Origin of the sequence: Burkholderia sp. L27(2015), from assembly GCF_009765705.1 — a bacterium.
Lineage (GTDB): Bacteria > Pseudomonadota > Gammaproteobacteria > Burkholderiales > Burkholderiaceae > LMUX01.
The window spans coordinates 1,045,791-1,062,911 of sequence record NZ_LMUX01000021.1; the positions used below are offsets into that span (position 1 = coordinate 1,045,791).

Annotated in this window: 20 protein-coding genes and 1 pseudogene; 4 read left to right on the plus strand and 17 right to left on the minus strand. The window is 59.8% G+C overall.

Annotation, left to right across the window (positions count from 1 at the left end; genetic code table 11):
- Positions 1-18 precede the first annotated feature (18 nt).
- From nagA to GSQ77_RS23130, 6 genes are all read right to left on the minus strand, one after another.
- The gene (nagA, locus tag GSQ77_RS23105) at positions 19-1,122 is read right to left on the minus strand and encodes an N-acetylglucosamine-6-phosphate deacetylase (protein WP_158906507.1); all 1,104 of its coding nucleotides are present in this window, start codon (positions 1,120-1,122) and stop codon (positions 19-21) included.
- A 32-nt stretch (positions 1,123-1,154) separates the two neighbouring features.
- On the minus strand, positions 1,155-1,712 hold the full coding sequence (locus GSQ77_RS23110; RefSeq protein WP_254067828.1) for an SCO family protein: 558 nt from the start codon (positions 1,710-1,712) through the stop codon (positions 1,155-1,157).
- Positions 1,713-1,764: 52 nt separating this feature from the next.
- Positions 1,765-2,679: a heme o synthase gene (gene cyoE / locus GSQ77_RS23115; protein ID WP_158905184.1), complete on the minus strand. Its 915-nt coding sequence runs from the start codon at positions 2,677-2,679 to the stop codon at positions 1,765-1,767.
- A 155-nt stretch (positions 2,680-2,834) separates the two neighbouring features.
- On the minus strand, positions 2,835-3,938 hold the full coding sequence (locus GSQ77_RS23120; RefSeq protein WP_158905186.1) for a heme A synthase: 1,104 nt from the start codon (positions 3,936-3,938) through the stop codon (positions 2,835-2,837).
- Between the two features lie 149 nt (positions 3,939-4,087).
- Positions 4,088-4,690, minus strand: a complete 603-nt coding sequence (locus GSQ77_RS23125) for a cytochrome C oxidase subunit I (RefSeq protein WP_158906509.1) — start codon at positions 4,688-4,690, stop codon at positions 4,088-4,090.
- A gap of 96 nt (positions 4,691-4,786) precedes the next feature.
- Positions 4,787-5,515, minus strand: a complete 729-nt coding sequence (locus GSQ77_RS23130; RefSeq protein WP_254067829.1) for an SURF1 family protein — start codon at positions 5,513-5,515, stop codon at positions 4,787-4,789.
- A gap of 89 nt (positions 5,516-5,604) precedes the next feature.
- Between GSQ77_RS23130 and GSQ77_RS23135 the strand changes: the two genes are divergently transcribed.
- Complete coding sequence (locus GSQ77_RS23135; RefSeq protein ID WP_158905190.1) at positions 5,605-5,814, plus strand: twin transmembrane helix small protein; 210 nt, start codon at positions 5,605-5,607, stop codon at positions 5,812-5,814.
- Positions 5,815-5,962: 148 nt separating this feature from the next.
- Here GSQ77_RS23135 and GSQ77_RS23140 read toward each other — a convergent pair whose 3' ends face one another.
- The 7 genes and pseudogenes from GSQ77_RS23140 to GSQ77_RS23165 form a co-directional block, all read right to left on the minus strand.
- Entirely contained in the window at positions 5,963-6,820 is an 858-nt protein-coding gene (locus GSQ77_RS23140; protein ID WP_158905192.1) for a cytochrome c oxidase subunit 3, read from the minus strand.
- A gap of 55 nt (positions 6,821-6,875) precedes the next feature.
- Positions 6,876-7,079, minus strand: a complete 204-nt coding sequence (locus GSQ77_RS23145) for a DUF2970 domain-containing protein (protein WP_158905194.1) — start codon at positions 7,077-7,079, stop codon at positions 6,876-6,878.
- 44 nt (positions 7,080-7,123) lie between these two features.
- Positions 7,124-7,249 (minus strand): hypothetical protein, encoded by a 126-nt coding sequence (locus GSQ77_RS29860; protein WP_301951181.1) that lies wholly within the window; start codon positions 7,247-7,249, stop codon positions 7,124-7,126.
- A 72-nt stretch (positions 7,250-7,321) separates the two neighbouring features.
- Positions 7,322-8,926, minus strand: a complete 1,605-nt coding sequence (ctaD, locus tag GSQ77_RS23150) for a cytochrome c oxidase subunit I (protein ID WP_158905196.1) — start codon at positions 8,924-8,926, stop codon at positions 7,322-7,324.
- A gap of 139 nt (positions 8,927-9,065) precedes the next feature.
- Positions 9,066-10,286, minus strand: a pseudogene (coxB, locus tag GSQ77_RS23155) (cytochrome c oxidase subunit II); the annotation flags it as partial.
- A 48-nt stretch (positions 10,287-10,334) separates the two neighbouring features.
- Positions 10,335-10,832, minus strand: coding sequence for a DUF2244 domain-containing protein (locus GSQ77_RS23160; RefSeq protein WP_158906511.1), 498 nt, complete (start codon positions 10,830-10,832; stop codon positions 10,335-10,337).
- A 303-nt stretch (positions 10,833-11,135) separates the two neighbouring features.
- Complete coding sequence (locus GSQ77_RS23165) at positions 11,136-12,089, minus strand: methyltransferase domain-containing protein (RefSeq protein WP_158905200.1); 954 nt, start codon at positions 12,087-12,089, stop codon at positions 11,136-11,138.
- A 108-nt stretch (positions 12,090-12,197) separates the two neighbouring features.
- On the opposite strand from GSQ77_RS23165, the gene GSQ77_RS23170 reads away from it, so the two are divergent.
- A complete protein-coding gene (locus GSQ77_RS23170; RefSeq protein ID WP_254067747.1) occupies positions 12,198-13,043 on the plus strand; it encodes a ComF family protein in 846 nt (281 codons plus the stop codon).
- Positions 13,044-13,090: 47 nt separating this feature from the next.
- Positions 13,091-13,561: a tRNA (uridine(34)/cytosine(34)/5-carboxymethylaminomethyluridine(34)-2'-O)-methyltransferase TrmL gene (trmL, locus tag GSQ77_RS23175; RefSeq protein WP_158905202.1), complete on the plus strand. Its 471-nt coding sequence runs from the start codon at positions 13,091-13,093 to the stop codon at positions 13,559-13,561.
- Between the two features lie 11 nt (positions 13,562-13,572).
- Here trmL and GSQ77_RS23180 read toward each other — a convergent pair whose 3' ends face one another.
- The 4 genes from GSQ77_RS23180 to GSQ77_RS23195 form a co-directional block, all read right to left on the minus strand.
- Positions 13,573-14,574: an NAD(P)H-dependent glycerol-3-phosphate dehydrogenase gene (locus GSQ77_RS23180; protein ID WP_158905204.1), complete on the minus strand. Its 1,002-nt coding sequence runs from the start codon at positions 14,572-14,574 to the stop codon at positions 13,573-13,575.
- Positions 14,575-14,595: 21 nt separating this feature from the next.
- Positions 14,596-15,096, minus strand: coding sequence for a protein-export chaperone SecB (gene secB / locus GSQ77_RS23185; protein ID WP_158905206.1), 501 nt, complete (start codon positions 15,094-15,096; stop codon positions 14,596-14,598).
- A 207-nt stretch (positions 15,097-15,303) separates the two neighbouring features.
- Entirely contained in the window at positions 15,304-15,567 is a 264-nt protein-coding gene (grxC, locus tag GSQ77_RS23190; RefSeq protein ID WP_158906515.1) for a glutaredoxin 3, read from the minus strand.
- Positions 15,567-15,983, minus strand: a complete 417-nt coding sequence (locus GSQ77_RS23195) for a rhodanese-like domain-containing protein (RefSeq protein ID WP_158906517.1) — start codon at positions 15,981-15,983, stop codon at positions 15,567-15,569. Before GSQ77_RS23195 ends, grxC begins: the two co-directional genes overlap by 1 nt.
- 198 nt (positions 15,984-16,181) lie before the next feature.
- On the opposite strand from GSQ77_RS23195, the gene gpmA reads away from it, so the two are divergent.
- Positions 16,182-16,928 carry a 2,3-diphosphoglycerate-dependent phosphoglycerate mutase gene (gene gpmA / locus GSQ77_RS23200; protein ID WP_158905208.1) on the plus strand — a complete coding sequence of 249 codons (747 nt, stop codon included), beginning with the start codon at positions 16,182-16,184 and terminating at the stop codon, positions 16,926-16,928.
- The last annotated feature ends 193 nt before the right edge of the window (positions 16,929-17,121 follow it).

A 17,121-nucleotide genomic window follows, 5' to 3' on the forward strand; every position in this document is an offset into this window, starting at 1 on the left:
TGCGGTTTAAGCCGCTGATCAAGGCAGCACCTCGATGCTCTCCCCCTCCACGTACACTTCCTGCAGCTTGATGTCGCGGTCGAAAACGACCAGGTCGGCGTAGGCATCGGCCTCGATACGTCCGCGCTGCATCAGTCCCAGATAGTCCGCCGCGTGACGAGACAGTCGCGCCGACACGTCCGCCAAGGGCAACCCCAGTTCGACCAGATTGCGCAGCGCCTGATCCATTGTCAGGATGCTTCCGGCCAGTGTGCCGTCGGCAAGCCGAACTGCGCCCAGGCACTTGTGAACATGCTGGCTACCAAGGCGATATGCGCCGTCCGGCATGCCTGTGGCTGCGGTTGCGTCGGTGACGCAATACAGCTTGGGAATGGCGCGTAACGCGGCTCGGATCGCGCCGGGGTGAACGTGCAGTAGATCGGGGATTAATTCGGCGAATTCCGCATGCGCAAGCGCCGCGCCCACCATACCTGGCTCGCGATGATGCAAGCCGCTCATCGCATTGAACAAATGCGTGAAGCCGCTGGCGCCGCAGCGCAGCGCCGCAACGCCGTCTTCGTAACTTCCCAGCGTGTGACCGATTTGTACGCGTATGCCTCGCGCCGCCAGCGCTTCGATAATGGGCGCGTGGCCCGCGACTTCCGGCGCCAGCGTTACGACCCTCACCGGCGCCAGCGATAGAAAGTGCAGCACTTCCTCCAACGCCGCGGTTTTGGCCGCGTCGGGCTGGGCGCCAAGCTTGGCCGGATTCAGATACGGTCCTTCCAGATGTACGCCGAGCAAGCGTGCACTACCGCCAGGACGCGATTGCGCGGCTCGCGCGAGCTCCGCCAACACCGTTTCCAGCTCCGGGCGCGGCGCCGTCATCGTGGTTGCGAGCAAGCCGGTGGTGCCATGCCGTGCATGCAGACGCGCCATCGTCAAAACAGCAGCAGCGCCCTCCATGACGTCGGCTCCGCCGCCACCGTGCACATGCAGATCGATAAAGCCCGGCAAAATATAGGGCTCTTGATTGGTTTGAGGATCGACCGGAACGCCGTCGAGATGCGCAATGCGTCCGTCGCGTACCGTTAGGCAGCCAAGGATCCAGCCCTGCGTTGTCAGAATATTGCCGGTCAGCACGGGGTAGCGCATGAGAGGGGCTGCGATTGCCGCTAAGACAGCAGCAACTTCAGATCATGTACCCAGGACTGCGCGCCCTGTGCGTCTTTCACATACAAGCGCAACTGCCCCTTCTCGTCGAAGACGTAGCTGGCCGCAGTGTGATCCACGGTGTAGTCGCCCGGCGTCGTGCCGGCGACATTGGCATGGTAGATCCGGAAATCGTGCGTCACGCTTGTGAGCGCAGCGTCGCTATCGGGACGCAGGCCAATAAACGTCGGGTTAAATGCTTTCACATATTGTCCAAGCACCGCAGCCGTGTCGCGCTGCGGATCCAGCGTGATAAACAGCACTTGCACCTGCTTGCTCGCATCCCCGAGCTGCTGCATGGCCTGCGAAAGGTCAGCCAAGGTAGTGGGACACACATCAGGGCAATGGGTGTATCCGAATACCAGCACCACCGCCTTTCCCTTGAAATCGCCGACGTTCAGCGTTTTGCCTTGCGTGTCGGGCAACGAGAAATTCTGGCCGAACGCGGTATTACCGGTCAGGTCGAGATTGGTGAAATCGGGTTTGGAATCACAGGCGGCCAACAACGTGGTGGCCACCATCGCGCATATTAGAGCATTGCGCAGTGACGCGAACGGGCGTTTGGAATGCATATTAGAACCCGAGCAACGGACGCGTATAGTGGTCGACCAGTAACGCGGCGAACAACAGCGATAGGTAGAGAATCGAATAACGGAAAGCACGCCTGGCCAACTCGTCAGAATACGCGCGATAGATTTTCCACGCATACCCCAGAAAGATCGCATCGAGCACAACCGCAGAAAGCAGATAAATCAGGCCACTCATCTGGACCGCATACGGCAGCAGCGAGACCCCGAACAACACGATGCTGTATAGCAGAATCTGCAAACGCGTAAACTTTTCGCCATGCGTATTAGGCAGCATCGGCAGCCCGGCTTTCAGGTAATCCTGACGGCGGTACAAGGCCAGCGACCAGAAATGCGGCGGCGTCCAGACGAAGATAATCAACACCAGTATCCATGCCTGATGCGGCACATGCCCGGTGACCGCGGCCCATCCCAGCGCCGGTGGCATCGCGCCCGAAGCGCCGCCGATCACGATGTTCTGCGGCGTCGAGGGCTTCAGGATAATGGTGTAAACCACCGCGTAGCCGACAAAGGTCGCCAGCGTCAGCCACATCGTCAGCGCATTGGTGAACGCGTAAAGCACCCACATTCCCAAGCTGCCGAGCACCGCGGAAAACACGATGATTTGCGGGGCACTGATCTGGCCGTTGGCAGAAGGACGCCATGCGGTACGGCGCATCAACGCGTCTATTTTCTGTTCGACCAGACAGTTGATCGCAAACGCGGCGCCCGCCAGCAAACCGATGCCGATGGTGCCGCCGATCAGAACCTGCCAGGGCACCATGCCTGGTGTCGCGAGAAACATCCCGATCACGGCGCAAAAGACGGCGAGTTGGGTCACCCGCGGCTTGGTCAGGGCAAGATATTGGGTGACACGGCTACCCGGCGTGGGGGACTGAGCTGGCAGAGTGGTACTTTTCATGATGGGCTCACGCATAGTGGCCGCTGGAATGAGTTCAAACGGTTCGGTCGCTCGGCTACTTGTAGCATATGAGAGGCGCATTTGCGCTGCTCGTCCACATCCGGCATCTGCATTCAGATCCGCACTTGGCACGCACTTGGCATTTATCCACTCTCTTATCGAGCCCGAGAAGGGGCATAGCCGGTAGCATCGCAGCGCGCGCCCAGTCGAGCGACGCTCAACCTGTAGTTTAGCATGACGAGCAACAACAACAGGACTGCCGAGCCGCCGTTATGAGCCACTGCAATGGCCAGCGGCCACTGCAGCACGATGTTCGAAAGCCCTGTCACGAACTGAATCACGATTACCGCCAACAGGCCGGTGGCCGGCGCGCGCAGTGTGGCATAACGCCGCAACTTCCACGCGAGCCATGCGATGTACGGCACCACCACGAAAGCAAACGTACGGTGCAGCCAGTGGATGGCCACCAGGGCATCCTGGGACAGCACCTCGCCGTCACCGGTGCGGCCCAGTTGGCGCCACAGGTGGAAGCCATGGCTGAAGTCCATCGGGGGCACCCACATGCCATTGCAGGTGGGGAAATCGCTACATGCCAGCACGGCATAGTTGGTACTCACCCAGCCGCCCAGCGCAATCTGCACTATCAGCAAAATCAGCCCGAATACCGCGGCCCCCTGCCAGGGCGCGGCTTGCGGGTCAGCCGGCGCCGGCGTCAGGCGCGCGCCCAGCCAACCCAGCATGGCCAGCATGGCCAGGCCCAGCAGCAAATGTATTGTAACGATCACCGGTTGCAGCTTGAGCGTGACAGTCCACGCGCCAAACGCGCCTTGCACGCAGATCAGTGCCAGCAGGGCGGTCGGCCACCACGGCGAAATCTGCAACTGCCGACGTTTGGCCCAGGCCAGCACGACTTGCACGACGATCAGCACACCAATGGCAGTGGCGAAATAACGATGCAGCATTTCGATCCAGGCCTTGGTCATGCTGACCGGCCCGGTGGGCATCAGCGCGTGTGCGGCGTGTATCGCCGCATGAGCGACAAACGGCGAGGCCGTGCCATAGCAGCCCGGCCAGTCGGGACAGCCCAATCCCGAATCGGTGAGACGCGTGAAGCCGCCAAACATCACCAGATCCATGGTCAGGAAGGTCGTCACCCACACCAGTTTGCGAAATTTGTTGGCGTCGCCTTTGACCCAGATATAGGTCAGGGGAAACAGCGCAATGCACAGACCAGTCAGGCAGATTTGCAGTACGAACATCTCAACTTCCGTTAAAAAAGCTCGCGAGAACCTCGCGCGGCCCTGGTGCGGCTCTTGTGGGGCTATTGCCCCCCTCGCGCGCAACCCTCGCGTAATCATCCCCGCCGCCGCGCCGCTACTTCCTCACGTTGCTATCGCCATCGCATCGATTAGCCGATCGACGACGCTCTCAATAACTTGCCGATGTCGTTCTTGATTTTGCTCGGATCGGCATCCTTGGGAAACCGCATCATCAAATTACCATTCGGGTCGATTACATAGATATGGTCGCCGATCGCGGTGCCGTCATCGACCGGGAACCATTGCGCGAGCGCAGCCGGGTCGACTATCCACGCGTGCGTGTCGGGGTAGGCGTTGAGTATCTTCGGTGCGATCGGGCCGGCATCGGTACGCAGCCACACGGTTTCGATCCGGTCGCGCTCGGCGCCTTGCGTGGCTCGGATCTGGCGTGCGAAATAAAGCCGCGTGGCACAACTTTCGTCACAGCTGCTGGGTGCCACCGAAATCAACAACCACTTGCCTGCAAATGCAGTGTGAGGGACGACGGCGCCGTTCGAATCGCGCACGACAAGACTGTCCGGCACCGGCCGCTGCGGCGAAATAAGCGCGCCATAGTTGGTCGTGCCGCCGTGCGGTTTGAAAAAGTAGTAGGTCAGATACGATGCGATAACGGGCGCAGCGCAAATCGCCAGCACCAACAGGATCATGGCTCGTGAGCGGCGCAACTGCGTAGGCGTCGGGGGCGGCTGCATGGGACGCCGGCCGGCTGTTGGACGGACTGGTTTGGACAAAACGGATTCCTTTAAATAACTCAGGCGAGCGGGCCAGGCCGGCGGCTCGCCCCTGCTTCAATCAAGCTGGTCGGGTTCCTGCTGGCGTTGCTGGCGTGCCGAGCGACGTGCGGCATATAGCCCCACGACGATCACGGCAATCGCCATGCCCCACCATTGCAGCATATAGCCATAGTTACGCTCGACCCCGGTGGCCGGTGCGGGCCAATCGCGAACCAGGCCATCGCCGTCAGCGCTCGTTTGTTCGAGCACGAAAGGCTGCAGCGACAAGCCGGTTTCGTTCGCATAGGCATCCACGGCAAGATTTTGCCGAATTTTCAAATGCGGCGCAGAACCGTCATGCCCAAGTTCATAAACGCGTGTCGCATCGGCGCGGGCAATACCCGTCAACTCGATGCTCCCACTAGGGGTACTGTAAGGCGCGATCACCGTACGATCGACCGAGTTGCGGGGCAACCAGCCGCGACTCACCAGCACCGCACCGCCGTTATCGAGCTTGAACGGCGTGATGACGTAAAAGCCCGATTGATCCTGATACGGGCGATTGTCCAGATAAACCGTCAGCTCCGGCAAAAAATGCCCACGCGCGACGATCCGGTGATATTCGACCCCACTCACCGGCAACATTTGTGTGCCCAGTTCGATCACGCTTGCGTGCTCGAACTGTTCGATGAGCGCCTGCCGCGCCTCCTTCTCATGCGCCCGGCTGCGCTGCCAGAAACCCAAGCTTGTCGTCAGCATCGCCACAACGATAACCGCAAATGCCGGCCAGAACTTGATTTTCAGCATCGCGCGCCTCTCGCGTCCTTGCAGTCCCAAGCGCACCCCGCACATAGCAATGCGATAATCTGTAGATTCATTTTTTGGCCGAATTCATGCGTATCGTTGTCGTCATCGCTTTCATCCTCATAATTGGGAGCCTCGCCTCCGCCCTGTATTTCATGATGAAGGACCGTGGGAACAGCAAGCGCATGGTGTATTCGCTGATGTTTCGCGTGGGCTTTTCCATCGCCCTGTTCCTCTTCATCCTGTTCGCCAACTGGATGGGTTGGATACAGTCGACTGGCATCCCGATCGGCCGCTAAAATCGTCCACTGGGCCCGTTGCCGGGCCCGGCAACACTGCGGCAAATCGTCGCATCGGCTCGCCGTAAGCGACAACGCCGCCCACAGGGGCGGCGCAGCGTAATCAGCGAAAACGGTCTATCGAGCTAGACGCTTCGCAATCCCGGGCTCAGAGCCAGTACACGACGATATACAGCCCCAGCCACACCACGTCGACAAAGTGCCAATACCAAGCGGCGCCCTCGAACGCGAAATGATGCTCCGCGGTGAAGTCGCCGCGCAACATGCGCACCAATACGACGCTGAGCATCAAGCCGCCCATCGTCACGTGGAAACCGTGGAAACCGGTCAGCAGGAAGAAGGTCGAGCCGTAGACGCCCGAGGTCAACTTCAGGTTCAGTTCGTTGTACGCGTGAAAATACTCGAAGCCTTGGCAGAACAGGAAGGCCACACCCAGAGCGATCGTGATCGCCAGCCAGGTACACGCTTTCCTGCGGTGATTCTCGCGCAGCGCATGGTGCGACATGGTCAGCGTAGCGCCCGACGACAACAACAGCGCCGTGTTGATGGTCGGAACCGGCCACGGCGTCATCGAACGGAAGTGCGAGACCAGGTTGCCCGGCCCGATGTTCGGCCAAGTGGCTGCGAAATCCGGCCAGATAACCTGCGTGTTGACGTTATTGAGCATGTCGAGCGCAAACTCTCGCGCGTAGAACAATGCACCAAAAAACGCGCCGAAGAACATCACTTCGGAGAAGATAAACCAGCTCATGCTCCAGCGGAATGACGAATCGACCAGCTTGCCGTAAGAGCCGCTCTGCGATTCCGCGATCGCGTCGCCAAACCATTGCCACAACACGTAGAGCAGCCAGACCAAGCCAATCGCAAAACCGATAGGCGCAAAGCTCTCCCCATTGAGCCAGGCAGCCAGCGAGAAGAACATGCACAGCAGGCCGATCGCAGCCGTCAGCGGATGGCGTGATGGCTGCGGGACGAAATAAGTTGAGCCTGGCGTATGTGCGCTCATTGTTGTATCTCCACTTCAATCCAATTTTAACAATCGTGCCTGTCAGCGATGCCGACTACTTGGCAACAACAACATGTATTACTGTGATCAACACAAGTATGAAACATGCACCGCACAATACCGCCGCGAGAATCACGTGGACCGGGTTCAACCCAGCCAAATCACGCTGATGATCACGTCCTTTGCGTATCCCGAAGAAAGACCACATCACTGCTTTGATGGCTTTCAAAAAGCTCGGCTTGCCCTCTGCATCCAGCATCCGCCACTCCCAAAGCCAAGCATCGCTGACCGATTGTCCAGCCGCTACAAGACGTGGCTGGCGATCGACGCGACAAAAAACACCAACACGATACCCAACAAAATCATCCCGCCGCGAAAACATGCGCGACGTTGCTGCTCAGTCAGGGTTACCTGCGATTTCTGGTTCATGATCTTTTCTAAAGCCGGGCGCGAGCCCGGCACTAACAATACATTGCGCTGCGGGTGCTCTTACGGGCGCTATTACTCGACCACCGGCGGTGTTTCAAACGTATGGAACGGCGGCGGGCTCGGCAACGTCCATTCCAGGCCCTCGGCACCATCCCACGGCTTGTCGCCCGCTTCCAGATGGTTCTCGGCGCCGCGATAAGCCGGCAGCGCGACCCAGAACAGGAAGTACACCTGCATCAAGCCGAACACGAACGCACCGATCGTCGCAACCTGATTGAAGTCGGTGAACTGCGCCGGATAATCGGCATAGCGACGCGGCATCCCGGCCAGACCAAGAAAGTGCATCGGGAAGAACGTCACGTTGAACGAGATCAACGAACCCCAGAAGTGAATCTTGCCGCGCAGTTCGTTGTACATGAACCCGGTCCACTTCGGCGACCAGTAATACCAGCCGGCGAACAGCGCGAACAGAGAACCTGCCACCAGCACATAGTGGAAGTGCGCCACGATGTAATAGGTGCCGTGCAGCGCGATATCGAGCGGTGCAATCGCCAGGATCAGACCGGTAAAGCCACCCATCGTGAACACGAACAGAAAGCCAATTGCGAACAACATCGGCGTTTCGAAGGTCATGGAGCCGCGCCACATCGTCGCGATCCAATTGAACACCTTCACGCCGGTCGGCACGGCCACCAGCAGCGACGCGTACATGAAGAACAACTGGCCGGTCACCGGCATGCCGGTGACGAACATGTGGTGAGCCCACACCATGAACGACAGGATCGCGATCGACGACGTCGCGTACACCATGGAGCTATAGCCAAACAGCTTTTTGCGCGAGAACGCCGGAATCACCTGGGAGATAATGCCGAACGCCGGCAAAATCATGATGTACACCTCAGGGTGACCGAAGAACCAGAATACGTGCTGATACAGAACCGGGTCGCCGCCACCTGCCGCATTGAAGAACGAGGTGCCGAAGTGGCGATCGAACAACAGCATGGTGATCGCGCCTGCCAGCACCGGCATCACGGCGATCAGCAGGAAGGCGGTGATCAGCCAGGTCCAGACGAACATCGGCATTTTCATCAACGTCATGCCGGGAGCGCGCAGGTTAAGGATGGTCACGACGATGTTGATCGAGCCCATGATCGACGAAGCGCCGAGAATGTGGATCGCGAAAATACCCAGGTCCATGCCCGGGCCCATTTGCACCGACAGCGGCGCATAGAGCGTCCAGCCCGCAGCGGTGGCGCCGCCGGGTGAAAACAGTGAAACCACCAGCAGGAACGCGGCCGGCGGGAGCAGCCAGAAGCTCAGGTTGTTCATGCGCGCGAACGCCATGTCCGGCGCGCCGATTTGCAGCGGAACCATCCAGTTCGCGAAGCCGACGAAGGCCGGCATGATCGCACCGAAGATCATGATCAGCCCGTGCAGGGTCGTCATCTGGTTAAAGAACTCGGGACGCACGATCTGCAGGCCCGGCTGGAACAATTCGGTACGGATAATCAGCGCCATCACACCGCCCACCATAAACATGGTGAACGAGAAAATCAGGTAGAGCGTACCGATGTCCTTGTGATTGGTGGCATATAGCCAGCGCCGCCAGCCTTGCGGATAACCGTGCGCGTGATCGTGATCGTGACCCACCACGTGATCGTGCGAGACCGTCGACATAACCCCTCTCCTTACGCTTGACTACGATGCCCGCAGGAATGCGCGGGCAAATCTTTTAATTCGCACACCGGGCGCAGCCTCGCGCCCGAAGCAACTCTCAGCTGGCGACCTTGCTGCTCTCGACAGGCGCCGGGCTGGCCGCCTGTTTTTGGCCGCCTGGCAGCGTCTTGCCGTCACGCGCGGCGCCGACCACGCCGGGCTGTACAGTCTGGCCGGTGTGATTACCCCACGAATTACGAATATAGGTGACCACCGAGGCAATCTCGAGATCGCTCAAGTCAGTGCCCCAAGCCGGCATCTGGCCCTTGCCGTGCAACACGATATTGATGTTGTCCGAGACCGGGCCGTTCACGATGTGATCGCCATCCAGCGCCGGAAAGGGCCCGACGCCCTTGCCGTTTGCCTGATGGCAGGCGACGCAGTTGCTCATATAAACTTTCTGGCCGTTCGCAATCAGCTCGGCGTGCGAGTAGTCGCCCGTGTGGGCCGCAGTAGCGGCGCCTGCCGCCAGGGCCGCGGATTGCGTCGTCTTGACCCATGCCGCGTAGTCGCCCTCAGACAGTACGTCCACCACCACAGGCATGAACGCATGTTCCTTGCCGCACAGCTCGGTGCAGAAGCCACGGAAGGTGCCAACCTGCTCGGCCTTGAACCAGGTATCGCGCACGAAACCGGGAATCGCATCCTGCTTGACGCCGAACGCCGGCACATACCACGAGTGCACCACGTCGGCCGCGGTCGTAATGATGCGGATTTTTTTACCGACCGGCACCACCAGCGGGTGGTCGACTTCCTGCAAATAGGTATCGGTGATCGGTGCGCGGCCATCTATTTCGGCTCGCGGTGTCGACAACGAGGAAATGAACGAAATGCCTTCGCCCGGCCCTTTGATGTAGTCGTAGCCCCACTTCCACTGATAGCCCGTCACTTTGACGGTCAGGTCGGCGTTCGCGGTGTCTTTCATCGCGACCACGGAACGGGTCGCTGGCACGGCCATCGCAATCACGATCAGCAGCGGCACGGCGGTCCAGAGGATTTCAACCGTGGTGCTTTCATGAAAATTGGCCGCTTTGTATCCTTTCGACTTGCGGTGCGCAAAAATCGAATAAAACATCACGCCGAACACGCCGACAAAAATCACCAGGCAAATCAGCAACATCGCCGTGTGCAGGTCGTAAAGCTCCTGAGCGATATGGGTCACCGGCGGTTGGAAATTCAGCTCATTAACGGCCGGCCCTCCGGGACTATCCTTGACGTCGACGGCATACGCCCCGCCCGCCATCAGCAGGCCACCGATCGCCAGCCCGCCCGCCAGGGCTCGCTTGATTGATTTCATAGCTTCCTTACCCAAATTAACCATTCAGACTCGAGCCTGCCCGGTGGCGCCGGTCAGGCTCGGACGCATGCCTCAGGAACAACGCCGCAGCCATACGCGCAACTCAGCTGCAAACTGAGCACGCCGCTCAAGCGCAAGATGTTGTCCAATCTCAATCTTTTTACCCGAAACGTGCAGCGTGATCGGCTCGGACTCGCGTCCCCATTTGCCGCTTACCACCGGCCCCGCCTCGACCCGAACCCACCGCGGGTTCAATTCATGTTGTGTCACCCGCTCCGCCGACCGCGTCTCGATCAGCAAACGATGAGGCCGCAACTGGATGCGCTCGTAATCGACCGCATGCCGCGCATAGATCACGAACGCCACCCCGACCGCAACCACTTCCAACCCGGAAAAAATCAACACCATCCAGGCCCCGGTCAATGCAACAGTCACTGCCAAACCGAGCGAAAACACCGCAATCGCCAGATAAAAACCCACAAATTGCCGCGGGGTTGCAGAGCAATTTCGCCTGAGCAACCAATCTTTCGCCAACACCTCGGCATCCTCGTGGTATTTGCCCGGCTCCATCACCCCCTCCTGCAGTGTCTGGCAACGCATGCCGTTTCAGGCTAGCCAGCAACGAACAGAGATAGACTCGCCAGCATAACCCGAAAGCCCCGGCATTATAGGCGGGAAGCCCAACGGCCACAAGCAAGCGCGGCCGTTAGACACAACGGTTTCGAACATTTTGCGACATCGGCGGCCTATCGTGCACTCAATTTTAAACTTTCATTAAGACGATGCGTCACCGCAGCGGCGTTTATGCGCATTTGCAGCGTCCTTTGCCTGCTCATTTGCTTACTTCATTTGCCTGATTCGTTTGCTCACCGTTCAATTCATTCCCTTGAGCGGTTTGATCATGCCAGCGCCCCGGCCAATTTCGTCGGGACGGATCACGCTATAGCCTTGCGGCGTGGTCTTGACCTGCGCTTTCCACGCATGCCCATAAATTACCTCGAACGTGAGCGCGATGGTGCCATCCGCACGCCGCTGCGATTCAAGTGAGGCAATTTGTCGCGCCAGCGCGGCGCGCCCACCCAGGCCAACCGGCCCCATTCCCCGGCGCGGCTCGCCGCCCCAGCGCCGCACGTCCCGCAGCAATGCTTCGGCGCTGCGATACGTCACGGTCAGAATTTCGGCATCCATGACCGGCGTCTCGAAGCCACTCGCCACCAGCATGTCGCCAAAATCATGCATATCGACAAAACTCAGCGTCGCATCGGGATTCCCGTTCGCGCGTAATTCGCGCAAGGTGTCCGGCCCCAATGTACTGAACATCAGCAAACCACCCACCTTCAGCGCGCGCTGCCACTCTGGAAAAATCTGATCCGGGGTCGCGTGCCATTGCAAGGCTAGATTGGACCACAGCAGATCGAACGCGCCGCCGGCGAACGGCAGTCGACCGTAATCGCCTTGCACTACGCTCGTCGTACTGGATTCGGCGCCCATCGCGGCTCGCAACCCTTGCGGCAACATGCGGCGCCAGCCGATCGGTGCGATATCCCCGCGCGCCAACTGCGCCATGCGCCCTGACAGATCGAGTCCAAACACCGATGCGCCGGGGTAGCGCTCGCGCAGCCGCGGCAAGTCGGCGCCCGGCCCGCAGCCGGCATCCAGCACCCGCGCCGGCTGCAACTTGATGTAGTCGAGCCGCTCGTGCATGCGCTGCGCAATTTCGCGCGGCAAAAATTCGACCTCGTGAAAGCTCGCAGCACGCCGATCGAAAATCTTTTCGAGGCGTTCGATTTCAGCGCCTGGGCGCCCTGATTCTGCGGAATTAGACAACGTGACTACCTGTCGCTCGGATGGTTGCAAAGTATACTCGTTAGCCTCGATTTAATCAGTCAAACGCGCAGACTAACGCGCAGCACCTGCCCCGCCGCCATGACGCAAATGCCACTCCAGCCGGTATCGAAATGTGCGCTTGCACTTGGGCACCTACGTAGCCTGAATTTTCTTTCGTCCGTTACCGGCGTGAACCTGCGCACAGCCTGGCCGGCGCTGCTTCGCGTCGCGCTGCAGAACCGCTGCTTTTTATGCGGCAATATGTCGCACCTGGAAATTTGCCGCGATTGCGAGCTGGAAGCGCTTGAGGACACGCTCGACGACGCACCGCGCTGCGCGTGCTGCGCGCTTACCCTCGCGGGGATCGAGGACCCATCACAGCGATGCAGCCGTTGCGTGGTCGAGCCGCCGGCGTTCGACGCCACACTGGCCTTTGCCGACTACAGCGCGCCGTACGACTCGCTGGCGCTCGCCCTGAAATTCTCCGCGCGCCTGAACCTGGCCGGCTGGTTTGCACGCAAGCTCGCCCAGTTGGCTCATTATGCGGACGTACAACCCGATCTCATCATCCCGGTGCCGCTCGCACGCAGCCGGCTCGCTCAGCGCGGGTTCAACCAAGCATGGGAAGTCGCGCGCGTGCTGGGGCGTCTACTGGATGCGAATGCATCGGCCACCATCGTCACGCGCACTCGGAGCACCTTGCCGCAGTCGGCACTCGCCGATGTCCAAAGTCGTCGCGACAATGTGCAAGACGCGTTCTCGGTCGCTCGATACCAAGGATTTTTCGGGCGCAAGCGCATCCGGAGTCTGGACGGCCTTCATCTGGCCGTGGTAGATGACGTAATGACCTCAGGCGCCACGCTCAATGCACTCGCGCAGCAACTCAAACAAGCCGGTGCGGCCCGGGTTACCAACCTGGTTGCGCTACGTACACCAGCCGCATACTCCCGCTAAATACCGCGATTGCTAAATACCGCGATTGCCTAAACCCGAAGGAAACTATGTTCAATGTCGTTCTGGTCGAACCTGAAATTCCGCCGAACACCGGCAATGTGATTCGCCTGTGCGCGAATACCGGCGCGCGCTTGCACCTTATCGAGCCGCTCGGCTTTCCGTTGGACGACGCAAAGTTGCGCCGTGCCGGGCTCGACTATCACGAGTACGCCGCCATGATAGTGCACTCAAACTGGACAGCTTTTCTCGATACCGAAAAGCCCGATCGACAGCGTATGTTCGCCTTTACGACCCGCGGCGCCAGCGGTTTTTACGAGCAGAAATTCGAGCCGGGCGACTGGTTTATATTTGGTGCCGAGACACGAGGGCTGGCCGCCGAGGTACTCGACGAATTCGACGGCACACGCCGCGTGAGGCTACCGATGCGACCGGAAAACCGCAGCTTGAATCTGTCCAACACGGTCGCCGTGGTGGTATTCGAAGCGTGGCGGCAACAGGGGTTTGCGGGGGGAAGTTGAGAGTGCGTCGTTCAGCTTTCCGCGCGGGCGTCGCGGCGCAATAATGCGCCCACCGCGGCACGCGGTGTTCGGCCGTCGAACAGTACCGAGCAAACCGCTTCGGTAATCGGCACCTCGACCTTGCAGTGCTGCGCAATCTCCAACACCGCGCGAGCGCAAAGCACCCCTTCGGCCACATGCCCAAGGTGGTTCAGAATCTGCGCGAGCGTCTGGCCGCCGGCCAGTTGCATGCCGACCGTGCGATTGCGCGACAGGTCGCCGGTCGCGGTCAGGATCAGGTCGCCTAGCCCGGTCAGGCCGGTGAAGGTTTCGGCGCTACCGCCCAGCGCAACGCCGAGCCGCGTCATTTCGGCGAGGCCACGCGTAATCAACGCTGCCCGCGCGTTCAAGCCCAGGCCCAGGCCATCGGCGATACCGGTGGCAATCGCAAGCACATTCTTTACCGCGCCGCCCACCTCGACACCGACCACGTCCTCTCCCGTGTAGATGCGCATCGCGCCGTGATGGAACGCCTGCACGGTCAAATCGCGGCAAAGCTGCGAACTACTGGCGACGGTCAGCGCCGCAGGTAAGCCGGCTGCGACTTCGCGCGCGAAACTCGGTCCCGACAAAGCGCCGCATCCGAGATGATCCGGCAACACGTCGGCCACGACCTGGTGCGGCAACAAGCGGGTATCGGCTTCAAATCCTTTGCACAACCAGACCATTTGCGCGGGCACTCGACCGGCGGCACGTATCGCTTCGCACAAGCCACGCAAGCCGGCAACCGGAGCTGCGAGCACACACAGCGCGCGCTCGCCGCTGGCATGTTCGAGCGCGGCCGCGAAGTCCGTCTCGAAACGCAATTTCGCGTGGAGCGGGACCCCGGGCAGATACGCCGAATTTTCATGATCGAGCGCGAGCCGCTGCACCAGGCGCGCATCACGCGCCCAAAGCAGGGTATCGTGCCGCCCGGCGAGGTGGCTGGCCAGCGCCGTACCCCATGCGCCGGCACCGAGAACGGCGACTTTCATCCCTGGCTAACGCGATTGCGCTTAATGCTGAGTCGGAGCGCTATCGGCCACGATGATGCCAGGATCATTGCTGGCGGCGCCGTTTTGCGCGGCAAACTGCGCTTGACGTTGCTCGTACAGCGCCTGGAAGTTGATTTCCGCCAGATGGATCGGCGGGAAGCCGGCACGCGTCACCATGTCGGCGATATTGGCGCGCAGGTACGGGAAAATGATGGTCGGGCAGGCAATGCCCAGCAACGGATCGATTTGATCGTTCGGGATATTGCGAATGTCGAAAATACCCGCTTGCTTGGCTTCGATCAGGAAGGCGATCTTATCCTTGACCTTGGCGGTCACGGTGCCCGTTACGACGCCCTCGAACACACCATCGGCGAGGCGTTCGGCCTTGACGTCAACTTCCACTTCGACCGACGGCATTTCGGTTTCGAGGAAAATTCCTGGGGAATTCGGCTGCTCAAGCGACGCATCCTTTAGATAAACGCGCTGGATGTTGAAGTACGGCTCAGTGTTGACGTCTGACATGGGGAAAGATTCCTAAGAACAGCGAAGCGCCGCTCGGCACTCGGGCACCGGCAGCAAAAAAATAATTGGATACTGGCTCGAACACATCGCCGAACACCCAAACACGATTAACACCTTTTCGAACTGACCGATCAGGCCAAGTCAGGCAACGAGGGGCGGGCAACGGGCCACGCCACAGCTCAGGTGACCGGGTTCAGGCAAGCGGATTCAAGCAACTTCTTCCAGCATCAGTTGCAAACCGCCCTTGCGATCCAGCGCCGACAGATCGTCGTACCCACCGATATGGGTTTCGCCAATAAAAACCTGTGGCACGGTACGACGCCCGGTGCGCGTCATCATTTCGGCGCGGCGGGCCGGATCTTTGTCGATGAGAACTTTTTCGACATGCTCAACGCCCCGCGACTTCAACAAGCGCTCGGCCATGACGCAATACGGGCACACCTGCGTGCTGTACATCACCACTTTGTTCATCATGCTGTTCCCTCCCTAACGACGGGCATGCCCGCCTGATGCCAGGCGCCCAGACCGCCCTGCAAAATATAAGTTTCCGTATAGCCGGCGCTTTCCAGCAGCGCCTGCGCCTTCTGTGCTCGCTGACCGGTTTGGCAGATTAGCAAAAGCGGCGTTTTCTTGTTCTTGTTGACTTGGGCGGCTTTCGTTCCCAGTTCCTCCAACGCGAAATGGCGCGCCTGGGGCAGGTGCCCCGCAGCGAATTCGGCAGCGGTACGCACATCGACGATCACGGCGTTTCGCCGGTTGATCAACACGGTAGCGTCTGCGGCCGAGATGCCGCGCCCTTTGCGCAATGCCGGCCACAGCAGCAATGCTCCGGAGATCAGGGCAATTGCGATTAAAACAAGGTTGATGTAGTCGGTGAAAAACGTCACGGAAAAACCGCCAAAGGTAGGTTGGAATCCAATCATTATAAAATACTCCCTGTTGCGATGCGGAATTGCATTTTTGAGGCCGGCCAAAAAGCGGTGTTTGGGTCGCTCAGTTGCGTCACTTATTTGGGCCGCTTGCTTGGCCCGCCTCAGGCCTTCCGTTTTTCGCTTGCCGGTTTTACCACTCTTTCGAAGCTAACCATGTACAAACTTGTGCTTATCCGCCACGGCGAATCGACCTGGAACAAGGAAAACCGCTTCACAGGCTGGGTCGACGTCGACCTGACCGAGAAAGGCGCCATCGAGGCTTATCAAGCCGGCGTGCTGCTCAAGGAAGCCGGTTTTACCTTCGACATTGCCTATACCTCGGTCCTCAAGCGCGCAGTTCGCACGCTGTGGCAGGTGCAGGACGCGATGGACCTGATGTGGCTGCCGGTGGTGCACTCGTGGCGCCTGAACGAGCGCAGCTACGGCGCGCTGGCCGGCCTGAACAAGGCGGAAACGGCGGCCAAATATGGCGAGGAGCAAGTGCTGGTGTGGCGCCGCAGCTATGACACGCCGCCCCCGGCGCTGGACGCTGACGATGAACGCGCACCTTACGGGGATCCACGCTACGCCAAAGTGCCGCGCGAGCAGTTGCCGTTGACCGAGTGCCTGAAGGACACCGTGGCCCGGGTGCTGCCGATATGGAATGAATCGATCGCGCCGGCCATCAAGGCGGGCAAACGCGTGGTGGTCTCGGCTCACGGCAATTCGCTGCGCGCGCTGATCAAGTATCTCGACAATATCGCCGATAGCGACATCGTCGGCCTTAACGTACCCAACGGCATCCCGCTCGTCTACGAACTCGATGCCGACCTGAAGCCGATCAAGAGTGGTTACCTGGGCGACCCGGCCGCGATCGCCGCGGCGCAGGCCGCCGTGGCGAAACAGGGAAAAGTCGGCTGATCCTGGTTCAGCGTCCGGTCCCGACCGCTTCCCAGTTTTTTGGAGCGTAGATATTTCGAGCCTGGCTCGAACCTCGCCGCAAAGTCGCTGTCGAAGCGGTCTGAGACTGCAACCGCATAACGAATGTTACGATCGAAAAAGATCTCGATCGGTCTTATTCCGTTAAAAAAATCAAAACAGTTATACTCATAGA